This is a genomic window from Frankia canadensis, assembly GCF_900197875.1.
GTDB lineage: Bacteria > Actinomycetota > Actinomycetes > Frankiales > Frankiaceae > Frankia > Frankia canadensis.
Genome location: NZ_FZMO01000566.1, coordinates 1 through 23,405, shown reverse-complemented (window position 1 = coordinate 23,405; position 23,405 = coordinate 1). Strand labels below are relative to the sequence as shown.

Here is a 23,405-nt window from a genome sequence, read left to right as displayed (position 1 = left end):
CTCCGCGACGCCGTCCACCTCCGCGACCGCGGACACTGCCGCTACCCCGGCTGCCAGCGCACCCGATGGCTCCAAATACACCACGCCATCAGCTGGGAACAAGGAGGAACCACCGACATCGAAAACCTGCTCCTCCTCTGCACCCGACACCACAAGACCATCCACGACCAGCACATCACCCTGCACCGATCAACCCACAACACCATCCACGCCACCCGACCCGACGGCACCCCCATCACCACCACACCACCCACCCTCACCACCCACGACCTCGACGCACTCATCCGCAACCTCGACGAAGAAGGCGAAGAAGGAGGCTAGGTCGGGGACCTACGGGCGGTCGGCGCGGGCGGGCTGGATGGCAGGGGCGTTGCGCCAGTCGTCGAGGCCGTACTCGACCGTGCCGACGGGGATCTTGCCGCCGGTGATCTCGCTCCAGTGGGCGTGGTTGAGCTGGTGCAGGGTGAAGCAGGCGTCGAGGGCGGTGGAGAAGCCCATGGCGTCCTGGGTCTGGTTCACCGACTCCTTGACCAGCAGCGCTGCCATGGTGGGGACCTTCGCGATGCGGCGGGCGAACTCGACGGTGCGCTCGGAGATCTCGTCGGCCCCGAAGACCTTGCTGACCATGCCGAGCGCGTGCGCCTCGGTGGCGCCGAGCGAGTCGCCGGTGAGCAGCAGTTCCTTGGCGCGGCGGGGGCCGAACTCCCACGGGTGGGCGAAGTACTCGACGCCGCACATGCCCAGGCGGGTGGCGACCACGTCGGCGAAGACGGTGTCCTCGGCGGCGACGATGAGGTCGCAGCACCAGGCCAGCATCAGGCCGGCGGACAGCACGTTGCCGTGCACCTGGGCGATGGTGATCTTGCGCAGGTCGCGCCAGCGGCGGGTGTTGTGGAAGTAGTAGTGCCACTCCTGGCGGGTGCGGGCCTCGGCGCCGGGCATTGTGGCGCCGTTGCACAGGTAGGTGGGGTGCTGGTCGGGGCCGGGCTCGCGCTCGCTGATGCTCTCCGGGGTGCCCATGTCGTGACCGGCGGAGAACGACGCGCCGGCGCCGCGCAGGATCACCACGCGGACGGTGTCGTCCGTCTCGGCGCGTTCGAAGGCCTGGCCGAGCTCAACGAGCATGCCGCGGTTCTGCGCGTTGCGGGACTGCGGGCGGTCGAGGGTGATGCGGGCGACCCGGCCGTCCTCGAGTGTCTCGTAGCTGAGGTAGCGGTAGTCACTCATCGGCGTTCCACCAGGGATAGAAGTCGGGTAGGTCGTCAGCGAGGCGCTGGGTGAACCGGGGCGGGCGTTTCTCGCGGAACGCGGTGATGCCCTCGGTGGTGTCGGGGGAGCCGGTGACGGCGCGCAGCGCCAGGGACTCCAGCCGGTTCGCCGCGCGCGGGTGGTCGGCCTCCAGCAGCTTCCACATGAGCTGGCGGGTCAGCGCGACGGCGACGGGGGCGGCGTTCTCGGCGATCTCGCGGGCCAGCGCCTGAGCGGCGGGCAGCACCTCGGCGGCGGGCAGGACGCGGGAGACGAGCCCGGCGCGCAGCGCCTCGTCCGGGCCGAACAGCCGGCCCGAGGTGGCCCACTCGACGGCGGTGGCGATGCCGACGACCCGTGGCAGGAAGAAGTTCGCGCACGACTCGGGGACGATGCCGCGCCGGGTGAACGGAAGGCCCAGCTTGGCGCCCTCGGCGACGATGCGCACGTCCATCGGCAGGGTCATGGTGATGCCGATGCCGACGGCGGTGCCGTTCATCGCGGCGATGACCGGCTTGGGCAGGTCGTAGATGATCTCGGCGAGGATGCCGCCGACGTCGCGGGTGCCGCCGCGCAGCGGCTTGAAGTCGTCGGCGGTGGCGTTGTAGCCGTCACGGGAGGCGAGGTCGGTGCCGGCGGAGAAGTAGCGCCCGGCACCGGTGACGACGACCGCGCGCACCTCCTCGTCCTCGCCGGCGTGGCGGAACGCGTCGATCAGCTCGTCGAGCACCCGGTAGGTGACGGTGTTGCGCTGCTCGGGTCGGTTGATCGTCAGGGTGAGTACACGGTCGGTGAGCTCGTACCGGATGTCCTGGTAGGTGCTGGTGTCCTGACAGGTCACTCAGACCACCCCGTCCGCGTGGAGGTCGGCGATGGCGTCGGTGGGCAGGCCGAGCTCGGCCAGCAGGGTGTCGGTGTGCTCGCCGAGGCGGGGGACGGCGCCCATCGGGGACGTCCAGTTCGGCGTGATCGGCGGGGGTAGCGGGGCGCGCCACGGACCGGCGGGGGTGGCGACCTCGCGCCAGCGGTCCCGGGCGGTGAGGTGCTCGTGGTCGATGACGTCCTGCACGTCGTTGAGCCGGGAGTTGCCGAGGCCGGCGGCGTCGAGCACCTCCTGGGCCTTGTCGATCGAGACGGTCGTCGTCCAGTCGCGGATCGCCTCGTCGAGGGCGGGGCGCAGGCGGACCCGGTCGTCGTTGTGCGCGTAGGCCGGGTCGTCGGCGAGGTCGTCGCGGCCGAGCACCGTGCGGGCCAGGCGCTGCCATTCGCCGTCGTTGGTGGTGCCGAGGACGACGGTGTAGCCGTCCGCGGTCGGGTAGGCGCCGTAGGGGGAGACGGCGGGGGAGCTGACGCCGTTGGGGTCGGGCGTCTCGCCGGTGCCCATGGTGATGTTCATGGCGTAGCTCATCCACTCGACGACCGTGTCGAACAGGCTGACGCCGATCGCGGCGCCGCGGCCTGTCGTGGTGCGCGCGTGCAGTGCGGCGAGGACCGAGGTCACGGTGTACATACCGGCGCCGATGTCGGCCAGCGGGATGCCGGGCTTGGCGCGGGTCTGCGCCGTGCCGGTGATGGCGCACGAGCCGCCCTCCGACTGCACGAGCAGGTCGTAGGCGCGCTTGTGGGACAGCGGGCCGCCGTCGCCGTAGCCGGAGATGTCGACGGCGACGACGCGTGGGAAGCGGGCGACGAGCTGCTCGGCGCTGAAGCCGTAGCGCGCCGCCGCGCCCGGGGCGAGGTTCTGGACGACGACGTCGGCGCGGGCGAACAGCCGCTCCAGCACGTCCGCGCCGCGGGGGTCGCGGAAGTTGAGGCTGAGCGACTCCTTGCCCCGGTTGAGCCAGACGAAGTGGGCGGCGAGTTCGCCGAGGACGGCGCGGTCGTAGTCGCGGGCGAAGTCGCCGCCGCGCGGGTTCTCGACCTTGATGACCCGGGCGCCGAGGTCGGCGAGCTGCCGGGTGGCCATCGGGGCGGCCACGGCCTGCTCCAGGCCGACGACCACGAGGTCGCGCAGGGGCAGGCCGGCGGGGCTGGACATCACTGGGCTCCCTGGGCAGCATCGCCGTTCTGGGCAGCGTCGCCGTTCTGGGCAGCGTCGCCGTTCTGGGCAGCGTCGCCGTTCTGGGCAGCATCGCCGTTCTGGGCGGCATCGACGCTGGCGAGCCAGGCGCGGTGGCGGGCGAAGTGGCCGGGGTCACGGCTGACCATGACCGCGCTCGCGGTGGCGAGCACCGTGCGGCTGGGCAGGAGCAGGAGCTCGCCCTTGACGTACCGGCGGTGGCCCTCCTGGTGGTCGAGCCAGGTCCGGCCGAGCAGCGGGCGGCCGACCGGGACCGGCTTGACGTAGGTCACGGCGAGCTGACCGGTCACGGCGAGCTCGCCGCGCAGGATCATGACGTGGCCGAGCATCTCGTCGAACGCACCGGCGGTCCACCCGCCGTGCGCGACGTCGGGGCCGCCCTCGTTCTCCGGGCCGCAGACCAGCTCCGTCACGACGACGCCGTCCGGGCCAAGGGTCTCGCTGGTCAGGCCCAGCCGGCAGTGGCCGAGCCGGCGGCAGGCACCGCACAGCCCGACGCCGTTCGGGCCGATGCGCTCGAGGTTCGACCCCAGCCAGTCCTCGTCTGCCAACGCCTCTCCTCTGCCCGGTCCTCTGTCCGGTGGCCCGGCTCACATTGCTGTGACCTGGCCCGCGCCGGTCCTCCTCAATAAACCAGAGGTGCCCGCCTCGCGCGCTCGTCGTCACGGTTGGGCTGTTCTTGTCACTCCAGCTTGGCCATGCAAACATCTAAATGATGACTGCGCGGGGGATGACTGCGCGGGGATCGTGCGACGTCGGACGCACTCCCGCGGGCGTACGCTCACGCGCCTGCACCACGATGCGCTCCCACCACGAGGACGGGCCGGGACCTGGCCCAGGATCTGGACGAGGACATGGATTTCGGACTGACTGACGAGCAGCGCCTGTTGCAGCAGACGGCGCGGGAGTTCGTGTCGAAGGTGTGTCCCCCGGAGCAGGCCAAGGAGTGGGACGAGGCCGGTGTCTACCCGGTCGAGCTGTTCACGCAGATGGGGGACATGGGCTGGCTGTCGCTGCCGTTCCCCGAGTCGATCGGCGGCGCCGACGGCAGCATCGTCGACCTGTGTGTGCTCATCGAGCAGCTGGGCCGGGCCAGCCTCGACATCGCCATGTGCTTCGCGGGGACGTTCATCCCGGGCCTCACCCTGTTCAAGTGGGGGACGCCGGAGCAGCACGAGCGGTACCTGCCCGGGATGATGGAGGGCCGCAACCGCTTCGCGATGGCGATGAGCGAGCCGGACGTCGGCTCGGACGTGGCCGCGCTGCGCACCTCCGCGGTCGATGACGGCGACCACTTCATCGTCAACGGCCAGAAGGCGTGGTGCACCGGCGCGGGCCTGCCCGGTGTGATCATGGCGACGTACGTGCGGACGGACCCGACCGCGCCGAAGCACAAGGGCATGTCGCTGCTGCTGATCGACCCGGCGTCGCCGGGCGTCGAGATCCGCCGTACGCCGACGTTGGCCCGGCACATCCTCGGTACCAACGAGGTGTTCCTCACCGACGTGCGGGTGCCCAAGGAGAACCTCGTCGGCCCGCTGAACGGGGCCTGGAAGGTCATGCTCTCCGGCCTGGACGTCGAGAAGATCCTGATGAGTGCCGCCTACACCGGCACGGCGCAGTCGACCATCGACGAGGCACTGGCCTACTCGCTGGAGCGGGAGGCGTTCGGCCGGCCGATCGGCACGTTCCAGTCGCTGGCGCACGGGCTCGCTGACCTGCAGACCGAGATCGACGCGGCGCGGCTGCTGTCGTTCCGGGCGGCCAGCATGCTCAGCGCCGGCGAGCCGTGCACCCGTGAGGGCGCGATGGCGAAGCTCAAGTGTTCGGAGACGTATGTCGCCGCCGCCCGCCTGGGTATGCAGGTCCTCGCCGGCCACGGCTTCTCGACCGAGAGCGTGATGAGTTTCCGCTGGCGGGAGTCGATCGTGGCGACGATTTCCGGTGGCACCAGCCAGATCCAGCGCAACGCGATCGCCCGCAGCATGGGCCTGCGCTCGTACTGAGCAGCCAGGACGCCGAACGGCGAGCTCCCCGTGAAGGGGGCTCGCCGTTCGTGCGTCGGGGGCGCGGCAGCTAGATGCCGATGTGCTGGGCGACGAGTTCGCGGTGCAGGGCCGGGTCGCCGAACAGGAGCTGGCTGGCCTTGGCCCGCTTGAAGTACAGGTGGGCGGGGTGCTCCCAGGTGAAGCCGATGCCACCGTGGACCTGGATGTTGCTGGTGGTGCACTGGTAGTAGGCGTCCGAGCAGCAGGCCTTGGCGATCGAGGAGACCAGCGGGAACTCGTCGGAGTCGGTGGCGCCGGCCCACAGCGCGTAGTACGCGGCGGAGCGGGCGGCCTCGAGCTGGACGAGCATGTCGGCGCAGATGTGCTTGATCGCCTGGAAGGAGCCGATCGGCCGGCCGAACTGCTCGCGGATCTTCGCGTACTCGGCGGCCATCTCGACGGTGCGCGCGGCGCCGCCGACCTGCTCGGCGGCCAGCGCCGTGGCGGCGACCCGCAGGACCTTCTCGACCGTCGGCCACGCGTCGCCGCTGCCGAGCCGGCGCGCCGGGGTGCCGGCGAACTCCAGCCGGGCCCACTTGCGGGTCTGGTCCATGGTGGGCAGCAGGGCGCGGGTGAGACCGGCGGCGTCCGCGTCGACGAGGAACAGCCCGATCTCGTCGCCGGTGACGGCCACGACGATGAGCAGGTCGGCGGTGTGCCCGTCGACGACGAACGTCTTGACCCCGTCGAGCGTCCAGGTGTCACCCCCACCCTGGGCGGCGGACACCGTGACGCCCTCGCGGTCCCAGCGGCCGGACTCCTCGGTGAGCGCGAGGGTGGAGATCAGGGTGCCCTCGGCGATCTGCGGCAGGTACTTCGCGGCAGCGGCCTCGTCACCCGCGGTGAGCAGGGTGGTGGTGGCCAGCACGACGGTGGACAGGTACGGCGCGCACAGCAGGGTGCGCCCGGCCTCCTCCAGGACGACGCCGACCTCGAGCAGGCCGTAGCCGGCGCCACCGAGCTCCTCCGGGATCGCGAGGCCGAGCAGGCCGATCTCGGCGAACTGGCTCCACAGCTTGCGGTCGAAGCCCTCGTCGGTGGCCATCAGACGGCGCACGTCGGTCTCGGTGGACAGGTCGGTGAGGACGTCCGCGACGGTGCGTCGGAGCTCCTCCTGCTCTTCGGTGAACGCGAAGTCCATGGGGCGCCCCTCAACCTCTGTCCGTGCGCCGCATGGGCGCCAAATTATAGATTAATCAATTGTACAATTATGCCGGGCCTGGCGGGTGGCGGGTGGCGGGACGGGATCGCTAGAACTGTAGGACGGCGACGGTGGTCGGCTCAACGGGTCGGTCGCGGGACGGACGGGACGGGGCAACGATGCTCACAGTCGAGGACCAGCTGGCGATCCGGCGTCTCGCCGACCTGTACGGCTACCTGATCGACGAGCGGATCTTCTCCCGCGTCGACGAGGTTTTCACCGCCGACGTTCGCTACGACGTCACCGACTTCGGCGGTCCGGTCCTGCACGGGATTCCCGCCGTCGTCGACTACTGGCGGGGGTCGGACGAGCACCCGCTTGCGCATCACGCGGTGAACGTGCTGATGGACGAGCGGGCCGACGGCTTTGGTGACGGCCCGGTGGACGTCGTCGTGAAGGGGCTCGGGGTCGGGCCGCGAGGGCGGGTCGGCAGCGTCACCTACTACGACGTCGCCGTGCGCAGGCCGGACGGCTGGCGGTTGTCGTCGCGCCGTGCTGTGCTGCGGCGACCGGACCGGATTCCCGCCGAGTCCTGACGTCTTCGGGCGGTCACTAGGAGTGATCGAACTGGGCGCGTGCGCGGGGGTGAGCTGGTAAAGTCCCACGCCGTCGACAGCCAGGTCCGGCTCCCGGGAGACGCCACATGCGCAGTGCCAAGGACTTCTTCGCTCCCCTTGCCGTGGGAGCTCCCACTCCGCCGCGTGACATCCCGTGGCGGCCCTCGCGTGTGATCCACTTCTTCGACCCGAGCAACGAGAAGATGGCCGCCAAGCTGCCGGGCCTCATTCCCCGCGTCGACGTGCTGCTCGGGAACCTGGAGGACGGCGTCCGCGCCGACAACAAGATCGCCGCCCGGGAGGGCCTGGTCAAGGTCGCCGAGGGCAACGACTTCGGCGAGACGCAGTTCTGGGTCCGGGTGAACAGCATCGACTCGCCCTGGGGGCTGGACGACCTGCTCACCCTGGTGCCGGCGATCGGCGCGAAGCTCGACGTCATCATGCTGCCCAAGGTGCAGGGCGCCGAGGACATCCACTACATCGACCGGCTGCTCGCCCAGCTTGAGGCGAAGGCGGGCCTGACCCGGCCGATCCTCGTGCACGCGATCCTGGAGACCGCCCGCGGCGTCGGCAACGTCGAGGAGATCTGCGCGGCGAGCCCGCGGATGCAGGGACTCTCGCTCGGGCCCGCGGACCTGGCCGCCGACCGGCGGATGAAGACGACCCGGGTTGGCGGCGGCCACCCGGGCTACCTTGTCCGCCAGGACCCGAACCCGGACGCGCCGGACGCCGTGCGCGCCACCTTCCAGCAGGACCCCTGGCACTACACCTTGGCCCGGATGGTCGACGCCTGCGTGGCGCACGGGATCATGCCCTACTACGGGCCGTTCGGCGACATCGCCGACGTCACGGCCTGCGAGGACCAGTTCCGCAACGCCTTCCTGCTCGGCGCGGTCGGCGCCTGGTCGCTGCACCCGGTGCAGATCGACATCGCGAAGAAGGTCTTCAGCCCCGAGGTCAAGGATGTCGAGTGGGCGAAGAAGGTCGTCGACGCGATGGGTGACGGCACCGGTGCCGTGATGGTCAACGGCACCATGCAGGACGACGCCTCGGTGAAGCAGTGCCGGGTCATCCTGGATCTCGCCCGCCGGCTCGCCGCCCGCGACGCGGACCTCGCCGCCGCCTACGGCCTGGCCGGCCCGGCTGCCTGAGTCCACGCCCGCGACGTGAGAAAGGCCCGCGACGTGAGAAAGGCGGGTGGGCCGCTGTCCCGGGCGGCCCACCCGCCTCGTCATTCGGTCTGGATCAGTACCGGGTCTGGATCAGTACCGGGTCTGGATCAGTTCAGCACCTTGCTGACGTCCACCGGGTCCGGGTAGGCGAGCACGGGCACGCCGTCCTTCACCTTGACCAGGTAGACCTCCGGGGCGGAGACCCGCGTGTTGACCTTGTCGACCGAGGCGCTCGGCGTCCACGGCGGCACCACACCGAGTTCGAGGTTCTTCGCGGCGTCGAGCTGGGCGCGCAGGCCGGCGGCGTCGATCGTCTTGGCCGACTTCAGCAGGGTGGCGATGGCGTTCACCGACGGCCACGCCAGCAGGGCGGTGCCGAACATCTTGCCGGGCTCGGCGTCCTTGTCGCCCGCGGCGATCTCGGCATCGAGGTCCGCCTTCATGGCCTTGACCTGCGGGTTCTTGTCGGCGTAGGACGTCGGGATCACGCTCGATCCGTGGATGATGCCCTTGGTGATGTCCTCGCTGAACTCCTTGTAGTCATTGGGCTTGAGGTTCCCGGAGTTCATCAGCCAGGACAGGTGCAGCCCGCTCTGGTCCGCGGCGCGCAGCGTCTGGACGGCACCCTGCTCGGTGAGGGCGATCATCGCGCTGTCCGCCCCGCTGCGCTGGATGGCCGCGATCAGCGGCGCGTAGTCGGCGGTGGTCGGCGGGAGCTTCTGCTGGCCGACGACCTGCATGCCGAGCTTGGCCGCCGCGCCCGACATCGCGGCCAGGAACGGCCCGGACGGCGCGTTGTCGGTGGTGACCAGGTAGACCTTCTTCTTGCCTTCCTTCTGCGCGCCGATCAGCGCCGCCGCGTAGGGGTAGTTGAGGCCGCCGTCGAGCAGGTACGAGGTGGACGCCTGGTACTCCGCCGGCACCAGGGCGCCGAGACCGACCTGCGGGATGCCCGCCTGTTCGAAGATCTGGACGGTCTGCGCGCCGCCCTGGGGGGCGATCGACTTGACGGTGGCGATGACCCCGTCACTGACGAGTTGCCGCGCACACGCCGCGGCCTTGTTCGGGTCGAACTCGGGGTTGCAGTACACCAGCTCCAGCGGCCGGCCGTTGACGCCGCCCCGGGTGTTCACACCGCGCACCGCGGCCCGCGCGGCCGCGACGTAGTCCGGGGTGTTGAAGACGGCGTTGTTGGTCGGCGCGTACATGCCGATCTTGATTGGCGCGCCGGACAGCTTGCCGGTGGGGTTGGCGATCGCGGCCGAGTTGCTGGAGCCACCGCCCCCACTGCTGCCGCACGCGGCCAGGACGACAGCGCCCGCTAACAGCGAGGACGCGAGAGCGGTCAGTCTTCGGGATCTCATTCGTGCTCCTTGTGTGCATGACGCGACCCGGCGGGAACGTCGAGGGCGCCGGACTGGGGGACGTGACGTCGTCACCCAGGTCTGTGGTGTGGCGGCGGTGAGGCGCGGTCAGGCCGGCGCCGCCACCGCGTGGGTGTCGGGCTCGGGGTCGGCCTCGCCCAGGTAGGCGGCGCGGACGGCCGGGTCACGGCTGACCCGCTCGGGAGGCCCGACCGCGATGCGGCGGCCGAACTCGACCACGGTGATCTCGTCGCAGACGGCCATGACCACCGACATGTCATGCTCGACGAGCAGGATGCCGATGCCCCAGTCGTCCGCCAGGTGCCGGACCAGCCGGCCGAGGTGGGCGCTCTCGGTCTCGTCCAGGCCCGCCGCCGGCTCGTCGAGCAGCAGCACCGACGGCCCGCTGGCCAGGGCGCGGACGATCGCGACGAGGCGCCGCTTGCCGTAGGGCAGCTGCCCGGCCGGCTCGTCGAGGAAGTCCAGCAGGTCGAACTCGCGCAGCGCGTCGATCGCGGACGGCGGCAGCTCCTGGCGGGCGGGGCGCACCAGGTCGCGCAGACCGCCGAGCGCCGGGCGGGCGTGGTCGGCGGCGAGCAGGTTCTCCCGCACGGTCAGGTCCTCGAACAGCTCCAGCGACTGGAACGAGCGCGCCACCCCGGCCAGCGAGCGCCGGTAGACGGGCTTGTCGTCGAGGCGGAGCTCGCCGAGGTGGACCGAGCCGGTGGACCGGGTGAAGCCGCTGACGGCGTCGATGACCGACGTCTTGCCGGCGCCGTTCGGGCCGATCAGCCCGTGCACCTGACCGGGCTGGACGGTCAGGTCCAGGTCGTCGACGGCGACGACCGCGCCGTAGCGGACGGTCAGGCCGGTGACGACGAGGTTCTCCCGCCGCCGGGTGGGCGCGTGCGCCGCCGGGCCGGCGGCCGACTCCGCCGTGGTCTGCGCCGTGGTCTGCGCTGTGGTCTGTGCTGTGGTCTGCATCGCGGCGTCGGCCTTGTCGGTCGCGCCGGGGGCGGGGCGGCGGGACGAGCGCAGGCGGGCGGTGATCCGGTGGAAGGTGTGCTGGTTGTGCGACGCCATGCCGTTGGCGTCCTGCACCAGCAGGCCGATGAGGATCACGCCGCCGATGAGGACCAGCCAGGACTGGATCGCGCCCAGGTAGTCGGTCAGCAGGCTGCCGACGCCGCCGGTGGACAGCGTGGAGCCGTACAGCGGGCCGGACAGGTAGCCGACGCCACCGACCACCGCCAGGGTGATCGAGGTGATCGAGTTCAGCGGGTCGAAGCTGACGTCGTAGGTGATCGTCGACGCGGTGAACGCGAGCAGCGTGCCGGCGAGGCCCGCGAGTGCCGCGGACAGCGTGAACGCGTACATCTTCGCGCGGAACACGTTGACGCCGAGGGCGGCCGCGGCCCGCTCGTTGGTCCGCACCGCGAGCAGCCGGCGGCCGGACGCGCTGCGGCGCAGGTTGCTGACGATCGCCAGCGACGCGAGCAGCCAGATCACCGCGAACACCGCGTAGTGGCCGGGCTGGCTGATGGCGTCGAGCCTGACGCCGAAGAACCGCTGGGTGCCGACGACGGTGCCGGTCGAACCGCCGGTGTACTTCGAGTTGTTGAACAGCACGGCCTGCACCGCGGAGCCGAGGCCGAGGGTGACCACGGCGAGGTTCACCCCGCGGGTGCGCAGTGCCGGCAGGGCGAACACCGCGCCCACGACGGCCGCGCCGACGATGCCCGCGAGCAGGGCTAGTTCGAAGGGCCAGCCGGCGGCGGCGACCAGGCGCCCGGAGAAGTAGGCGCCGATGCCCGCGAAGGTGAACTGCGCCAGGGAGAGCTGGCCGGCGTAGCCGGTCAGGACCACGACGGACAGCAGGATGATCGAGATGACGCAGCTGTAGGTGACGACGGCGTTCCAGTCCGCGTTGAGGACCGCGAGCGAGAGCACCGCGACCGCGACCGCGACCGGCAGCACGATCGGCCAGCGCACCCGCCCGCTGCTGACCTGCGGTCGGTGCTCGACCAGCGAGCTGCGCAGCGGCAGGCCACGGCCGCGCACGACCATCACCAGCATGATCATCAGGAAGGGTGCGGCCTGCGAGATGCCCTGCTGGTTGACGTAGCGGTTGAGCTCGCTCTGCGCGATGCCGAGGGCGACGCCGCCGAGCAGCGCCAGCGGGAACGAGGTGAACGAGGCGAACAGCGCCACCGCCATCGCCACGATGACCAGGCCCGTCAGCGTGGTGACCTGCAGGCCGGTCAGCGGGACGATCAGGATGCCGGCGAAGGCGGCGAGCGCGCCGCCCAGTGCCCAGTTCAGCGCCGCGATGAGGTCCGGCGACCAGCCGAGGCTCGCCAGCGCCCGCTGGTTCTCCGCCATCGCGCGGGTCGCGAGCCCCAGGCGGGTGAGCCGGAAGACGGCGGTGAGGATGACGGTGAGCACCACCGCGATCCCCAGCAGCCACAGCCGGTCCCGGGCCACCGAGACCGAGCCGAAGTCGACGATCGTGTGGGGCAGGAAGGTGTTCACCGTGCGCGGCTCGGAACCGAAGATCAGGTTTGCCGCCGCCTCCAGGATGACCATCACGCCGAGGGTCGCGATGACCCGGGCGAGCGGGGAGGCGGTGCGCAGCGGCCGCATGATCAGCAGATGGATGACCGCGCCGAGCGCGCCGCCCAGCAGCACGGCGGCGATCGCCGCCGTGGGCTGGGACCAGCCGTAGTTACGGATCAGATCGTCGTAGCAGAACGCGCCCGACATGGCGATCGAGCCGTGCGCGAAGTTGACGACGCCGGAGCCGCGGTAGACGAGGACGAGGCCCTGGGCGAGCAGCGCGTAGACGGCGCCGACGCCGAGGCCGAGCAGGGCGAACCGGATGACCTCCACGGCCGCTCAACCGCCTAACGGGGCGTCGGACGACGCGGTCAGCTGGTCGCGCAGCACGTTTTTGCGGATCTTCTGCGATGCGGTCATCGGGAAGCTCTCCACCACTCTCCAGATCACGGGAACCTTGAACGGGGCGAGGACCTGCCGGGCGTAGCCCCGCAGCTCCTGGTCGTCCAGCCGGGCCCCGTCGGCCGGCCGGACGAAGGCCGCGACCTGTTCCCCCCAGGTCGGGTCAGGGGTGCCGACGACGGCGATCTCGGCGATGCCGGGATGGCCGAGCAGTGCCTCCTCGACCTCGCGGGGGTAGATGTTCTCCCCGCCCCGAATGATCACCTCGCGGGCGCGGCCGTGAAAGGTGATCAGGCCGCGGTCGTCCATCGCCGCGAGGTCGCCGGTGTGCATCCAGCCCTCGGTGTCGAAGACCTCGTCGTCGGTGGCCAGGCCGTCCATGTAGCCGGTCATGGTGAGCCGGGAGCGGGTGCACAGCTCGCCCACCTCGCCGAGTTCGGCGATCTCGCCGGCGGAGCCTTCGACCCGGGTGCCCAGCCGCTGGATGCAGACCTCGCGCTGGGGCAGCGGGCGGCCGATCGTGGTCGCCTTGTCGTCGGAGGAGTCGTGCAGGCCCGTCTGGGAGATCGACACCGACTCCGACTGGCCGTAGCCGATCAGGACGGTGGCGCCGAGTATCTTCTCCAGCTCGCGGATCAGCGCCGACGGGACGGACGCGCCGCCGCCCATCATCGTGCGCAGCGAACTCAGGTCGGCCGAGGGGAAGTCGGGGTTGTCGATCAGGCGCTGCAGCACGGTCGCCACGAACCCGGTGTGGGTCGCCCGCGTGCGCACGAGCAGGCGCAGCACATCGCCCGCGGTGGGTCGCGGCACGACGACGTAGGTGCCGCGCACGGCGAGCGCACCGAGCACGAGCGAGATCGACCCGCCCACATGGTGCAACGGCAGCGCCGTGCACCACACCTCGTGGTCGCTGGGTTCGAGGGCCAGGGCGGAGTACCGGGCGCTGTTGAACGCCGCGAGATGAGTGATCACCGCGCCCTTGGGGCGGCCGGTCGTCCCCGAGGTGAACTGCACCAGGAACGGGTCCTCTGGGCGCACCACCGGCAGCGTCGGTGTCGGGTCATCCGGTCCTGGTCCCGGCGCCGGCTGGGCGAGCAGCGCCGCTCCCCAGGGCTCCAGCTCGACGATGTCGCGCAGCTGCGGCAGCCGGGGGTGCAGGTCGGTGGCGCGCTCCAGCAGCGGCTTGCCCGCCGAGTCCGGCACCGTGAACAGCAGGGCCGCCCCCGAGTGACTCAGCAGGTACTCGGCCTCGGGGTCGACGAGCGCGGGGTTGAGCGGGGCGAGCACGGTGCCGGCGAGGGCGCTGGCGTACTCGAGGATGAACCAGACGAGGCTGTTCGGCGCCCACACCGCCACCCGATCTCCCGGCGACGTGCGCGCCACGAGCCAGGTGGCTCCCCTGGTGGCCACGGCGTACAGCTGTGACCAGGTCAGGCTCCGCAGGTCGTCGCCCACCTCCCAGAGCACCGCGAGGTCATCGCCGGCCGTGGTCGCCAGCTCGGCGAGGATCTCGCCGATGCTCCGCTCGTCGAGCTCAGGTTCAAGATCGGCAGACCAGTAGGCCTTGCGCGCGATCAGCACGCGGTCCCTCCGTTCGCCCGGTCGGATTCGCGAGGGTCGTGCGGGCCGTCGACGACGATCCTCGCGTTACGTGATGTGGGCCATAAAGTTAGATAATTTGGCTGCGTTGTCAAGCGTTCCCCGGTTGGCGGTGACGTCGCGCACTCTGGCACCGACGACGACGCCGTCGATCGAGCGATTCGTTCCGGAAACCGTCCGTGTAGGATCGGCTCCGGATCCGTCTCGGTCCGCGGGTTGTCCGATTCGCGGCCGGTAGCAGCGATCTGTCCTGAAAATCCCTTTCTCCGACTGAGCGGATGATCGGGCTGCTGTCGATCACGAGCCCGGCATCGGCGCGGGCGGCGGACCTCCGGCGGTGATCGTCCCAGGTGATCGTGATGATGTCCTGGCGGTGGGCCGTGCAATTCGCCGGGCGCGCTGATTCATGCGAAGGCGGGCCGGTTGTCGCCGCGGCGCTAATAGGGGAGACCTGTCTGGTCCCGGCCGGGTGTCGGAACCGGGTGTGGCGGGCAGTCGGCTCGTCGCGGCCCCGGAACGGCGTTCTCGCCCGTCAGGGTCGACGTCGAACGAGGAGATCGGCGGCGGGAATCCTGATTCCGCCGAAGTCGCGCAACGCGTTCCGTCGATATTGGCCGGGGGTCCGCCACCGTTTTCCGGGAACGTTTCGCGTTCGGTGTCCGCGGCGGCTCGTGGCCGGTTCCGGGTGCGGTGCTGCCGTAGCCTGAGGTGATGGGGGACCTGCCGGGGCACGGCGGCTCAGCGCAGAGGCGCAGCAGTGCCACGGTGCGGTCCGCGGTGCTCGCGGCCGCGCGGCAGGTCTTCGACGAGCACGGCTTCGCCGGCGCCCGGACCCGGGAGATCGCCAGCCGGGCCAAGGTGACCGAGCAGATGATGTTCCGTCACTACCCGAGCAAGGCGGACCTGTTCGAGCAGGCCGTCGCCATCCCGTTTGGCGCCGTGGTCAGCGACTACCTGCGGGACTTCGAGCGGGGTCTCGCCGAGGACCTGCCACCCGAGGACCTCGGCCGCCTCTACGTCAGCCGCCTGTACGCGTTCATGCGGGAGCACCGGCGGCAGATTCTGGCGCTCATCGCGGCGGAGTCGCACAGCCCCGGCATGTTCCAGGACCGGCGCCGGCTGCTGGACGGCTTCTACCGCGTCCTCGAACCGGCGGTGGACCGGGGGGTCGCGCACGAGGGCACCACGGCGGTGAACGCCCGGCTGATCGTCCGGCTGACCTTCGGCATGGTCCTGTCGGCGGCGGTGCTCGACGAGAGCATCCTCGACCTCCGCCCTGATCAGGACTCCGAGCAGATCGTCGAGGAACTCACCGCCTACGTCCTCGCGGGCGTGCTGCGCCGCCCCTAGAGCTGGATCTTCCGTCCGTGCGGTGTGACGCTTGACACTGCATGTGATGAGCAAGAGAGTGGCACTCTCTTGGTCCGTCGACTGATCAGCCCGCCGCCGGGCTGAGGTTGGGTGCGTCGCATGACGATCAGCAGCCCCGAGGACGTCGCCTTAGGTACCGCCGCCGACAGCGCGCGCACGCCATCCGCGCCGCCGACGGTCGTGGCGAAGGACGTGTACATCGATCCGGCCTACGTCGCACTCGAGAAGGAGCGGCTGTGGCCGCGGGTGTGGCAGGTGGCCTGCCGGGAGGAGGAGATCGAGGCCCCCGGCAGCTACGTCACCTTCGAGGTGGCCGACGAGTCGATCATCGTGACCCGTCAGCGGGATGGCTCGATCCGTGCCTTCTACAACGCCTGCCAGCACCGCGGCCGCAGGCTCACCGAGGGCTGTGGCGTCGCCGGCCACTTCTACTGCCAGTACCACGGCTGGCGCTGGAACCTCGACGGCAGCCTGCGCGAGGCCGTCGACCGCGGTGATTGGGGCGACAGCGTCACCGACCAGGAGCTGCGGCTCAAGGAGCCGCTCGTCGACACCTGGGCCGGGTTCGTCTTCATCAACATGGACCCGAACGCCGAGCCGCTGCTCGACTACCTGCATCCGCTGCCCGAGATCTTCGACCCGTTCGAGTTCCACACCTTCCGCTACCGCTGGTACAAGTCCGTCGTCCTCCCGGCCAACTGGAAGACCTGCCTGGAGGCGTTCAACGAGGGCTACCACGTCCAGACGACGCACCCGCAGCTGCTGCGCTACAACGACGACCAGACCTACAGCGTCGCGCACGGGCGGCACGGGATGTTCGGCGGCGCCGACGACAACCGCCCGCTCGGCGCCCCCTCCCGGCGCCTCGACCTGCCCGTCCCGGAGGGCTTCGACTACCGCGACGGCGTCGTCAGGTTCGTCGAGATGATGGAGGAGACGCTCGGCGCGATCTGGACGCCCCGTGACCTCGCGGCGGCGAAGCGGATGGCGGCGGAGCTGCCCGACGGCACCGACCCGTACCGGGTCCTCGGCACGATGATGCTGTTCGCCGCCGAGTCCGCGATGGCCGACGGCGCCGGCTGGCCGAACCTCACCCCGGAGAACTTCGTCCGGGCCGGGCAGGACTGGCACATCTTCCCGAACCTGATCGTGCTGCCCTACCCCGACGGCGCGCTGTGGTACCGGTCGCGGCCGAACGGCGACGACCCGGACAGCTGCATCTACGACATCTGGTCGCTCGCCCGCTACCCGAAGGGCGAGGAGCCGCCGCTACGGCGCGAGTTCTACCAGGACTGGCACGACTCCGACGAGTGGGGCCTGATCCTCACCCAGGACTTCCGCAACATGGCCGCCGTCCAGCAGGGCATGAAGTCCCGAGGGTTCGCCGGGCCGCGCCCCAGCCCCCGGCAGGAACAGGCGATCGCCAACTTCCACCGGGTCCTGCAGGAGTACCTCGCGATGAGGCCGGTGACGGCGTGAGCGACGCGGACTGGGACGACGCGGGCTGGGATGTCGTCACCGACCTGCTCCTCGTGGGCAGCGGCGGCGGGGCGCTGTGTGCGGCGCTCGCCGCCCGCGCGGCCGGCGACCAGGTGCTGGTGCTGGAGAAGACCGACCAGATCGGCGGCTCGACGGCGATGTCCGGCGGGGTGCTGTGGCTGCCGAACAACCCGGTCTCCCGGGCGGCCGGCGTGAGCGACAGCCGCGAGGACGCGCTGCGCTACTTCGCGTCGGTGGTCGGCGACGCGGGCCCGTCGACGTCACCGGCGCGGGTCGACGCGTTTCTCGACGCGATCGAGCCGATGGTGACGTTCCTGTCCGGCTATGACCTGCGGTTCCGGCACTGCGAGGGCTACTCGGACTACTACGACGACCGCCCTGGCGGCAAGGCCCGCGGCAGGTCGCTGGAGACCGACCTGTTCGACTGCACCGAACTCGGCCCCTGGCGGGACAAGCTGCGGATCAGCGAGGGCATGCCGCCGGTGCCGATGTACACCGGCGAGGTCGCCACCGGCACGATGCCGACGACCGCTGCCGGCGCCCGCACGGCGGCGCGCGTCGCCGGCCGGTTCGCCCGGGCCACCCTGACCCGCCGGCAGGTTCGTGGCAGCGGTGCCGCACTGCAGGGCCGGATGCTGCGCGCGCTGCTGCGGGCGGAGGTCCCGGTCTGGACGTCCACGCCCGCCGTCGACCTGATCGTCGAGGGCGGCGAGGGCGGTGCGGGTGGCGAGGTCGTCGGCGTCGTCGCGGAGCGTGATGGACGGCGGATCCGGGTGCGGGCGCGGGCCGGTGTGCTGCTGGACGTCGGCGGGTTCTCGCACAACGCGCGGATGCGCGACCAGTACGGCCGCGCGCCGGCGTCGACCGCGTGGACCAGCGCGAATCCGGGCGACACCGGTGAGATGATCACCGCGGCGATGCGGCACGGCGCCGCCGTGGACCTGATGGACGAGGCGTGGTGGATCCCGTCGTCGGTGCTGCCCGACGGCAAGCCGCAGTTCGCCGTCTACGAGCGCAGCAAGCCGTTCGCGATCCTGGTGGACGAAAGCGGCGCCCGGTTCACCAACGAGGCGGCCTCCTACATGGAGGTCGGGCAGGCGATGTACGAGCGCAACGCCACCGTGCCCGCCGTGCCCAGCTGGTGGATCATGGACTCGCGCAACCGCCGCAGCTACGTCTGGGGGACGACGCCCGGCGGCATCAACCCCAAGGAATGGCTGCGCAGCGGCTACCTGAAGAAGGCCGACACGATCGGCGAGCTCGCCCGCCAGTGCGGTATCGACCCCGCCGGCCTCGAGGCGACGGTGGAGCGATTCAACCGCCACGCGGCCGAGGGGCGCGACCCCGAGTTCCACAAGGGCGAGCGGGCCTACGACCGGTACTACGGTGATCCGCGCGTGCAGCCCAACCCGTGCGTGGGGCCGGTCGAGCGGGCCCCGTTCTACGCCGTCGCGCTGTACCCGGGAGACGTCGGCACCTGCGGCGGGCTGCTGACCGACGAGCACGCCCGGGTGCTGTCCACCGACGGCGCGCCCATCGCGGGGCTGTACGCGGCCGGTAACTGCACGGCGTCGGTGGTGGGCCGCACCTACCCCGGGGCCGGGGCGAGCATCGGCGCGTCGTTCGTGTTCGGCTGGCTCGGTGCCCACCACGCCCACGCCCGCGCGCGCCGTCGCGGCGACGCGGATACGGCCGTCGGCGGGGCGGCGGTGCCGAACGGCGTCGGCCCGACCGACCTGCCCGCCGCCTCCGGCGTCGCCAGTGCACGAAAGGGAGACCATGGCTGATTCCGACCGAACCTCGCTGCTGTCGGTGTACCGCACGGCCGCGTTGATCAAGGCCGCGGACGAGAAGCTGCGTGGTCTGCTCACCTCCGGGGAGCTGGCGGTGGCCTACTACTCGCCGCGCGGCCAGGAGGTGCTGGCTGCGGCGACATCGGCCCACCTGGACGCGCAGGACTACCTCGTCACCACCTACCGCGGCATCCACGACCAGATCGCCAAGGGCGCACCGCTGGACCTGCTGTTCGCCGAGATCTTCGGCAGGGTGACCGGCACCTGCAAGGGCAAGGGCGGCCCGATGCACGTCACCCACCCGTCGACCGGCGTGATGGTGACCACCGGGATCGTCGGCAGCGGCCTGCCGATCGCCGTCGGGCTCGCGACGTCCTCGTCGATCCGCGGGGACGGCCGGGTGACCGTCGTCTGCTTCGGTGATGGCGCCAGCAACATCGGCGCCTTCCACGAGGCGCTGAACCTCGCGGCCGTGTGGAAGCTGCCCGTCGTCTTCGTCTGCCAGAACAACCTGTACGCCGAGTCCACCCGGTACGCCGACGGCACGTCGGCGGCGCGCATCGCCGACCGGGCGGTCGGCTACGGCATCCCCGGCGAGCGCGTCGACGGCAACGACGCCGCCGCCACGCTCGACGTGGTCGGCCGCGCCGTCGCGCGGGCCCGTGCCGGCGAGGGCCCCACCCTGGTGGAGGCCGTCACCTACCGCTTCATGGGCCACTACTTCGGCGACCCGGGCGCGTACATGGACGCCGACGAGTACGCGGCCGCCCTCGCCCGTGACCCGGTGCCCGCCCTGCGCGCGCGCCTGATCGCCGACGGGGTCGCCGACGAGGCCACCCTGGCCGACATCGAGGCCGAGGCCACCGCGAAGGTCGAGGCCGCGGCGGCGTTCGCGGCCGACAGTCCGCTTCCCGGCGTCGCCGAGCTGACCAGCGACGTGTACCGCGAAGCCGTGTACCACGAGGAGGTGCCGGCGTGAGCGCGGCGTCCGCCCGGAAGATCACGTTCCAGCAGGCGTACAACGAGGCCCTCGACGAGGCGATGGCCGCGGACGACTCGGTGTTCGTCCTCGGCGAGGACGTCGGCGACAAGGAGGGCGGCGGCACCTTCAAGGTGACGTCCGGACTGTCCACGAAGTACGGCACCAGCCGGGTGCGCACCACCCCCATCAGCGAGCAGGCGATCATCGGAACCGCCGTCGGCGCCGCCGTCGCGGGCATGCGCCCGGTCGCCGAGATCATGCTGATGAACTTCATCACCCTGGGGCTGGACCAGCTCGTCAACCACGCGGCCAAGCTGCGGTACATGTCCGGCGGCCAGACCGGCGTGCCGCTGACCGTGCGCACCGCGACCGGCGCCGGCGGTGGGTTCGGCGGGCAGCACTCGGACATGCTCGAGGCGTGGCTCGCGCACGTCCCCGGCCTCAAGGTCGTCGTCCCCTCCTCGCCGGCGGACGCGAAGGGCCTGCTGCTGTCGAGCATCTTCGACGACGACCCCTGCGTGGTCATCGAGCACACCCAGATGTACTGGTCCAAGGGCCCGGCGCCGGAGCCCGGGGTGCGCATCCCGCTCGGCCGCGCGCACATCGCCCGGCCCGGCCGGGACATCTCCGTGATCGCCTACGGGCGGCCGGTCGGCGAGGTGCTCGCCCTCGCCGACCGCCTCGCCGGCGACGGCATCGAGGTCGAGGTCGTCGACCTGCGCACCATCAGCCCGCTGGACGAGCGGACCGTGCTGGAGTCCGTCGCCCGCACCCGGCGCGCGGTGATCGTGCACGAGGCCGTCGGCCAGTTCGGGGTAGGCGCGGAGATCTCCGCCCGGATCGGCGAGGAGCTGCACGGCGACCTCGCGTCACCGGTCGTCCGGGTCACCTCGGCCAACACGCCGGTGCCGTTCTCCCCGGCGCTGGAATCGCGCTACCTCTACCAGATCCCCGACGTCGAGTCCGCCATCCGGAAGGCCTGTCAGTGAACCTGCGCATCACCGTCAAAATGCCCAAGCTCGCGGTGTCGATGCAGGACGGCACCCTCTCGGAGTGGCTCGTCGCGGACGGCTCCGAGGTGAAGGAGGGCGAACCGCTCTACGTCGTGGAGACGGACAAGGCGGCGCAGGAGGTGCCCTCTCCGGCGACCGGCACCATCCGCCTGATCGCCACCACCGGCGAGGACTACGACGTCGGCGCTCCCATCGCGGAGATCATCTTCACGGCGTGAGCGGGCATCCGGCCGGGCGGCGGGCCGCCGGCGACGCTTAGGCTGGCCCGGCGGGCGGGAGCGGGTTGGCGGTTCGGCGGGCTGGGCGGAGGATAGGCCGGGTGGCGGACGACGAGCACGAGGGCACGGCCACCGCGCGGCGCCGGTCACCGACCGTGCCGGCGACGCGAGGGGCCCCACGCACGCGCCGCCCCGCCGCCCGGCCGCCGCTCTCCGTCCCCCGCCCGTCGCGGGCCGCGCCCCGCCCCGACGTCGTGCCGGGCGGGCTCGCCTGGGCCAGGGTGGCCGGGCGGGTCGTGCCCCTCATCGTCACCGCGGTGGCCCTCTACCTGCTCATGCCGCAGCTGCTCGCGGTGTTCTCCGCGTTCCCGCGGCTGCGCGGCTTCCGGCCGCTGTGGTACCCGGCGATGGTCGTGCTCGAGGTGGCGAGCTTCGCCTGCGTCTGGCAGCTGCAGCGCTTCGCCATCGGCGAGCTGAGCTGGTTCCTGTCCGTCACGTCACAGCTGGCGTCGAACAGCATCAGCCGGATCATCCCCGGCGGGATCGCGGTCGGCGGGGCCGTGCAGTTCCGGATGCTGAGCCGGGCCGGCTGCGATCCCGCGGCCGCCGGTTTCGCGCTCACCGCGGTGTCGATGGTGACCACCGGGATCGTGTTCGGCCTGCCGCTGCTGGTGTTACCGGTCCTCATCTTCGGCCAGCCCGCGCCCGGCGGGCTCACCGAGGCCGCCTCGCTCGGCGGGATGGTCTTCGTCGTGCTCATCATCGCCGGGGTGGTGCTCGCCCGGTCGGACGCGATGCTGCGGCTGCTCGCCGGGCTGCTGGGCCGGCTGCTGCACCTCGCCCGCCGACCGGTGGTACCCGAGCTGCCCGAGCTGCTGGTCACCCGGCGCAACGAGGTGCTGCGTTCGCTGGGCAAGCGCTGGCCGGCCGCCGTGCTCACCGCGGCCGGCAAGTGGGGGCTGGACTTCGGGGCGCTGCTCGCGGCGCTGGCCGGCGCCGGCCAGCATCCGCGACCCTCGCTGGTGCTGCTCGCGTACGTCGCGGCCAGCGTGTTGTCCATGATTCCGATCACTCCCGGTGGCCTCGGGTTCGTCGAGGCCGGGCTCACCGGAACCCTGGCGCTGGCCGGCGTCCCCGCGGCCGCCGCGGCCCTGTCGACCCTCGTCTACCGGCTGGTGTCGTTCTGGCTGCCGCTCGCCGCCGGGGCGCCGGCCTGGATCGCCTTCCGCGTCCGGTACCGCTGACGCGGAAGGCGATCGCGCTCGGGCCGCTCGGGCCGCTCGGAGACTCAGCCGTGCAGTGCCGAGACGGTGTCGAGCGGTCGGCCCGCGCCGGCGGTGCCGCCGAACACGTAGACCCGGCCGTCACCGCCGGTCGTCGCGGCGGCGTTCGCCCGCGTCGACGCGGCGCCGGTGGGGCCGGCCGTCCACTGGTCGTCGTCCGGCGAGTAGACCTGCACCGCGTCGGTGACCGCACCGTCAGTGCCGCGGCCGCCGATCACGTACACCCGCCCGTCCGGGCCGGCCGCCCCGGCCGCCTGCGTCACCTCGGTCGGCAGGTCGGACACCTGGGTCCAGGAACCGCTTCCGCCGGCCGAACCGGGTGTGTAGGCGTACGCGGCGGACGACACCGTCCCACCGGCCGCCGGGATGCCACCGGCGGCGAGGATCCGGCCGTCAGGCAGTGCGGTCAGCGCCGGGCCGACGACCGGGTTCGGGGGAGCGTCCGCGGTCGACCAGCTGCTCGCGTCCGGGTCGTAGACCGCCATCATGGTCCCGTCGAGAACGTAGATCCGGCCGTCGGTGCCGCGGGCCGCCCGTGGTTCACCCATCGCCGCCGGCAGCGGGGTGCCGCTCGCCCAGGAGTCGCTGGACGGGGTGTAGACCTCGACGGTGTCCGTCGCCCGCCCGCCGGCGCGGCCGCCGATGGCGTAGATCCGGCCGTCGGTCCCGGTGGCCGCGGCGAGATCGGTGCGCGGCGTCGGCAGGTTGGCCGCCTCGGTCCAGGAGTCCTTCGTCGGGTCGAGTACCTGGACGGTGCCGATCGGGCTCGCCGACCCCCCCGCGGTCGGGCTCGCGCCGAGGGTCGGCGAGGCGCTCGGCGTGGGCGCGGCGGACGGGTCGCCGGGGGCCATGGGCAGCTGCGCGACATGCGGCCTGGTGGTCAGCGCGCCCGGAATCACCCCCGCGGTTGCGGTCGGCGACAGCGGGGGACCCGTCGTCGGGCTGGGGGCCGTGGTCGGAGTGGGTCGAGGCGCTCACCGACGACCTCGCCGCGAAGCCGTACGAGAGCCTCGGG

At 71.6% G+C, this 23,405-nt stretch carries 20 protein-coding genes; 11 read left to right on the top strand and 9 right to left on the bottom strand.

Features of this window, described 5'->3' with window-relative positions; genetic code table 11:
* On the top strand, window positions 1-321 hold a 321-nt coding region (locus C1A33_RS33415; RefSeq protein WP_133150919.1), incomplete at its 5' end, for an HNH endonuclease.
* A 9-nt stretch (window positions 322-330) separates the two neighbouring features.
* On the opposite strand, the gene C1A33_RS33410 is transcribed toward C1A33_RS33415, so the two are convergent.
* From C1A33_RS33410 to C1A33_RS37275, 4 genes are read right to left on the bottom strand one after another with little or no spacing between them, the layout of a single operon-like run.
* Window positions 331-1,227, bottom strand: a complete 897-nt coding sequence (locus C1A33_RS33410) for an enoyl-CoA hydratase (RefSeq protein ID WP_101836465.1) — start codon at window positions 1,225-1,227, stop codon at window positions 331-333.
* The gene (locus C1A33_RS33405; RefSeq protein WP_101836464.1) at window positions 1,220-2,089 is read right to left on the bottom strand and encodes an enoyl-CoA hydratase-related protein; all 870 of its coding nucleotides are present in this window, start codon (window positions 2,087-2,089) and stop codon (window positions 1,220-1,222) included. Before C1A33_RS33405 ends, C1A33_RS33410 begins: the two co-directional genes overlap by 8 nt.
* On the bottom strand, window positions 2,090-3,286 hold the full coding sequence (locus C1A33_RS33400; protein ID WP_101836463.1) for a CaiB/BaiF CoA transferase family protein: 1,197 nt from the start codon (window positions 3,284-3,286) through the stop codon (window positions 2,090-2,092).
* The gene (locus tag C1A33_RS37275) at window positions 3,286-3,879 is read right to left on the bottom strand and encodes a PaaI family thioesterase (protein WP_243408186.1); all 594 of its coding nucleotides are present in this window, start codon (window positions 3,877-3,879) and stop codon (window positions 3,286-3,288) included. The genes C1A33_RS33400 and C1A33_RS37275 overlap by 1 nt, the downstream gene beginning before the upstream one ends.
* Before the next feature lie 303 nt (window positions 3,880-4,182).
* On the opposite strand from C1A33_RS37275, the gene C1A33_RS33390 reads away from it, so the two are divergent.
* The gene (locus C1A33_RS33390) at window positions 4,183-5,334 is read left to right on the top strand and encodes an acyl-CoA dehydrogenase family protein (protein ID WP_101836462.1); all 1,152 of its coding nucleotides are present in this window, start codon (window positions 4,183-4,185) and stop codon (window positions 5,332-5,334) included.
* A 70-nt stretch (window positions 5,335-5,404) separates the two neighbouring features.
* Here the strand turns inward: C1A33_RS33390 and C1A33_RS33385 are convergent, their stop codons facing one another.
* Window positions 5,405-6,517, bottom strand: coding sequence for an acyl-CoA dehydrogenase family protein (locus C1A33_RS33385; RefSeq protein WP_101836461.1), 1,113 nt, complete (start codon window positions 6,515-6,517; stop codon window positions 5,405-5,407).
* Between the two features lie 179 nt (window positions 6,518-6,696).
* Here C1A33_RS33385 and C1A33_RS33380 point away from each other — a divergent pair, with 179 nt between their 5' ends.
* The gene (locus C1A33_RS33380; protein WP_101836460.1) at window positions 6,697-7,113 is read left to right on the top strand and encodes a nuclear transport factor 2 family protein; all 417 of its coding nucleotides are present in this window, start codon (window positions 6,697-6,699) and stop codon (window positions 7,111-7,113) included.
* A 107-nt stretch (window positions 7,114-7,220) separates the two neighbouring features.
* Window positions 7,221-8,285 (top strand): HpcH/HpaI aldolase/citrate lyase family protein, encoded by a 1,065-nt coding sequence (locus C1A33_RS33375; protein WP_101836459.1) that lies wholly within the window; start codon window positions 7,221-7,223, stop codon window positions 8,283-8,285.
* A gap of 128 nt (window positions 8,286-8,413) precedes the next feature.
* On the opposite strand, the gene C1A33_RS33370 is transcribed toward C1A33_RS33375, so the two are convergent.
* The 3 genes from C1A33_RS33370 to C1A33_RS33360 all read right to left on the bottom strand — a co-directional run bounded on the left by C1A33_RS33370 (window position 8,414) and on the right by C1A33_RS33360 (window position 14,212).
* Window positions 8,414-9,670: an ABC transporter substrate-binding protein gene (locus C1A33_RS33370; RefSeq protein ID WP_101836458.1), complete on the bottom strand. Its 1,257-nt coding sequence runs from the start codon at window positions 9,668-9,670 to the stop codon at window positions 8,414-8,416.
* A gap of 108 nt (window positions 9,671-9,778) precedes the next feature.
* On the bottom strand, window positions 9,779-12,559 hold the full coding sequence (locus tag C1A33_RS33365; RefSeq protein WP_101836457.1) for a branched-chain amino acid ABC transporter permease/ATP-binding protein: 2,781 nt from the start codon (window positions 12,557-12,559) through the stop codon (window positions 9,779-9,781).
* A 6-nt stretch (window positions 12,560-12,565) separates the two neighbouring features.
* The gene (locus C1A33_RS33360) at window positions 12,566-14,212 is read right to left on the bottom strand and encodes a class I adenylate-forming enzyme family protein (RefSeq protein WP_101836456.1); all 1,647 of its coding nucleotides are present in this window, start codon (window positions 14,210-14,212) and stop codon (window positions 12,566-12,568) included.
* Between the two features lie 729 nt (window positions 14,213-14,941).
* Here C1A33_RS33360 and C1A33_RS33355 point away from each other — a divergent pair.
* The 7 genes from C1A33_RS33355 to C1A33_RS33325 all read left to right on the top strand — a co-directional run bounded on the left by C1A33_RS33355 (window position 14,942) and on the right by C1A33_RS33325 (window position 22,351).
* Window positions 14,942-15,580, top strand: coding sequence for a TetR/AcrR family transcriptional regulator (locus C1A33_RS33355; RefSeq protein ID WP_101836455.1), 639 nt, complete (start codon window positions 14,942-14,944; stop codon window positions 15,578-15,580).
* A 120-nt stretch (window positions 15,581-15,700) separates the two neighbouring features.
* Window positions 15,701-17,080, top strand: a complete 1,380-nt coding sequence (locus tag C1A33_RS33350; protein WP_101836454.1) for an aromatic ring-hydroxylating oxygenase subunit alpha — start codon at window positions 15,701-15,703, stop codon at window positions 17,078-17,080.
* A complete protein-coding gene (locus tag C1A33_RS33345; RefSeq protein WP_101836453.1) occupies window positions 17,077-18,888 on the top strand; it encodes an FAD-binding protein in 1,812 nt (603 codons plus the stop codon). The genes C1A33_RS33350 and C1A33_RS33345 overlap by 4 nt, the downstream gene beginning before the upstream one ends.
* Window positions 18,881-19,873, top strand: coding sequence for a thiamine pyrophosphate-dependent dehydrogenase E1 component subunit alpha (locus C1A33_RS33340; RefSeq protein WP_101836452.1), 993 nt, complete (start codon window positions 18,881-18,883; stop codon window positions 19,871-19,873). Before C1A33_RS33345 ends, C1A33_RS33340 begins: the two co-directional genes overlap by 8 nt.
* On the top strand, window positions 19,870-20,865 hold the full coding sequence (locus tag C1A33_RS33335) for an alpha-ketoacid dehydrogenase subunit beta (RefSeq protein ID WP_243408185.1): 996 nt from the start codon (window positions 19,870-19,872) through the stop codon (window positions 20,863-20,865). The genes C1A33_RS33340 and C1A33_RS33335 overlap by 4 nt, the downstream gene beginning before the upstream one ends.
* A complete protein-coding gene (locus tag C1A33_RS33330) occupies window positions 20,862-21,107 on the top strand; it encodes a lipoyl domain-containing protein (RefSeq protein ID WP_207770613.1) in 246 nt (81 codons plus the stop codon). Before C1A33_RS33335 ends, C1A33_RS33330 begins: the two co-directional genes overlap by 4 nt.
* Window positions 21,108-21,208: 101 nt before the next feature.
* The gene (locus C1A33_RS33325) at window positions 21,209-22,351 is read left to right on the top strand and encodes a lysylphosphatidylglycerol synthase transmembrane domain-containing protein (RefSeq protein WP_243408184.1); all 1,143 of its coding nucleotides are present in this window, start codon (window positions 21,209-21,211) and stop codon (window positions 22,349-22,351) included.
* A gap of 44 nt (window positions 22,352-22,395) precedes the next feature.
* Here C1A33_RS33325 and C1A33_RS33320 read toward each other — a convergent pair whose 3' ends face one another.
* Complete coding sequence (locus tag C1A33_RS33320) at window positions 22,396-23,241, bottom strand: Kelch repeat-containing protein (RefSeq protein ID WP_243408183.1); 846 nt, start codon at window positions 23,239-23,241, stop codon at window positions 22,396-22,398.
* Window positions 23,242-23,405 lie beyond the last annotated feature (164 nt).

Coding starts and splice junctions, on each gene's coding strand:
- C1A33_RS33410 (WP_101836465.1), bottom strand. CDS start 1,227: ATGAGTGACTACCGCTACCTCAGCTACGAGACACTCGAGGACGGCCGG.
- C1A33_RS33400 (WP_101836463.1), bottom strand. CDS start 3,286: ATGTCCAGCCCCGCCGGCCTGCCCCTGCGCGACCTCGTGGTCGTCGGC.
- C1A33_RS33390 (WP_101836462.1), top strand. CDS start 4,183: ATGGATTTCGGACTGACTGACGAGCAGCGCCTGTTGCAGCAGACGGCG.
- C1A33_RS33385 (WP_101836461.1), bottom strand. CDS start 6,517: ATGGACTTCGCGTTCACCGAAGAGCAGGAGGAGCTCCGACGCACCGTC.
- C1A33_RS33380 (WP_101836460.1), top strand. CDS start 6,697: ATGCTCACAGTCGAGGACCAGCTGGCGATCCGGCGTCTCGCCGACCTG.
- C1A33_RS33375 (WP_101836459.1), top strand. CDS start 7,221: ATGCGCAGTGCCAAGGACTTCTTCGCTCCCCTTGCCGTGGGAGCTCCC.
- C1A33_RS33370 (WP_101836458.1), bottom strand. CDS start 9,670: ATGAGATCCCGAAGACTGACCGCTCTCGCGTCCTCGCTGTTAGCGGGC.
- C1A33_RS33355 (WP_101836455.1), top strand. CDS start 14,942: ATGGGGGACCTGCCGGGGCACGGCGGCTCAGCGCAGAGGCGCAGCAGT.
- C1A33_RS33350 (WP_101836454.1), top strand. CDS start 15,701: ATGACGATCAGCAGCCCCGAGGACGTCGCCTTAGGTACCGCCGCCGAC.
- C1A33_RS33340 (WP_101836452.1), top strand. CDS start 18,881: ATGGCTGATTCCGACCGAACCTCGCTGCTGTCGGTGTACCGCACGGCC.
- C1A33_RS33320 (WP_243408183.1), bottom strand. CDS start 23,241: ATGGCCCCCGGCGACCCGTCCGCCGCGCCCACGCCGAGCGCCTCGCCG.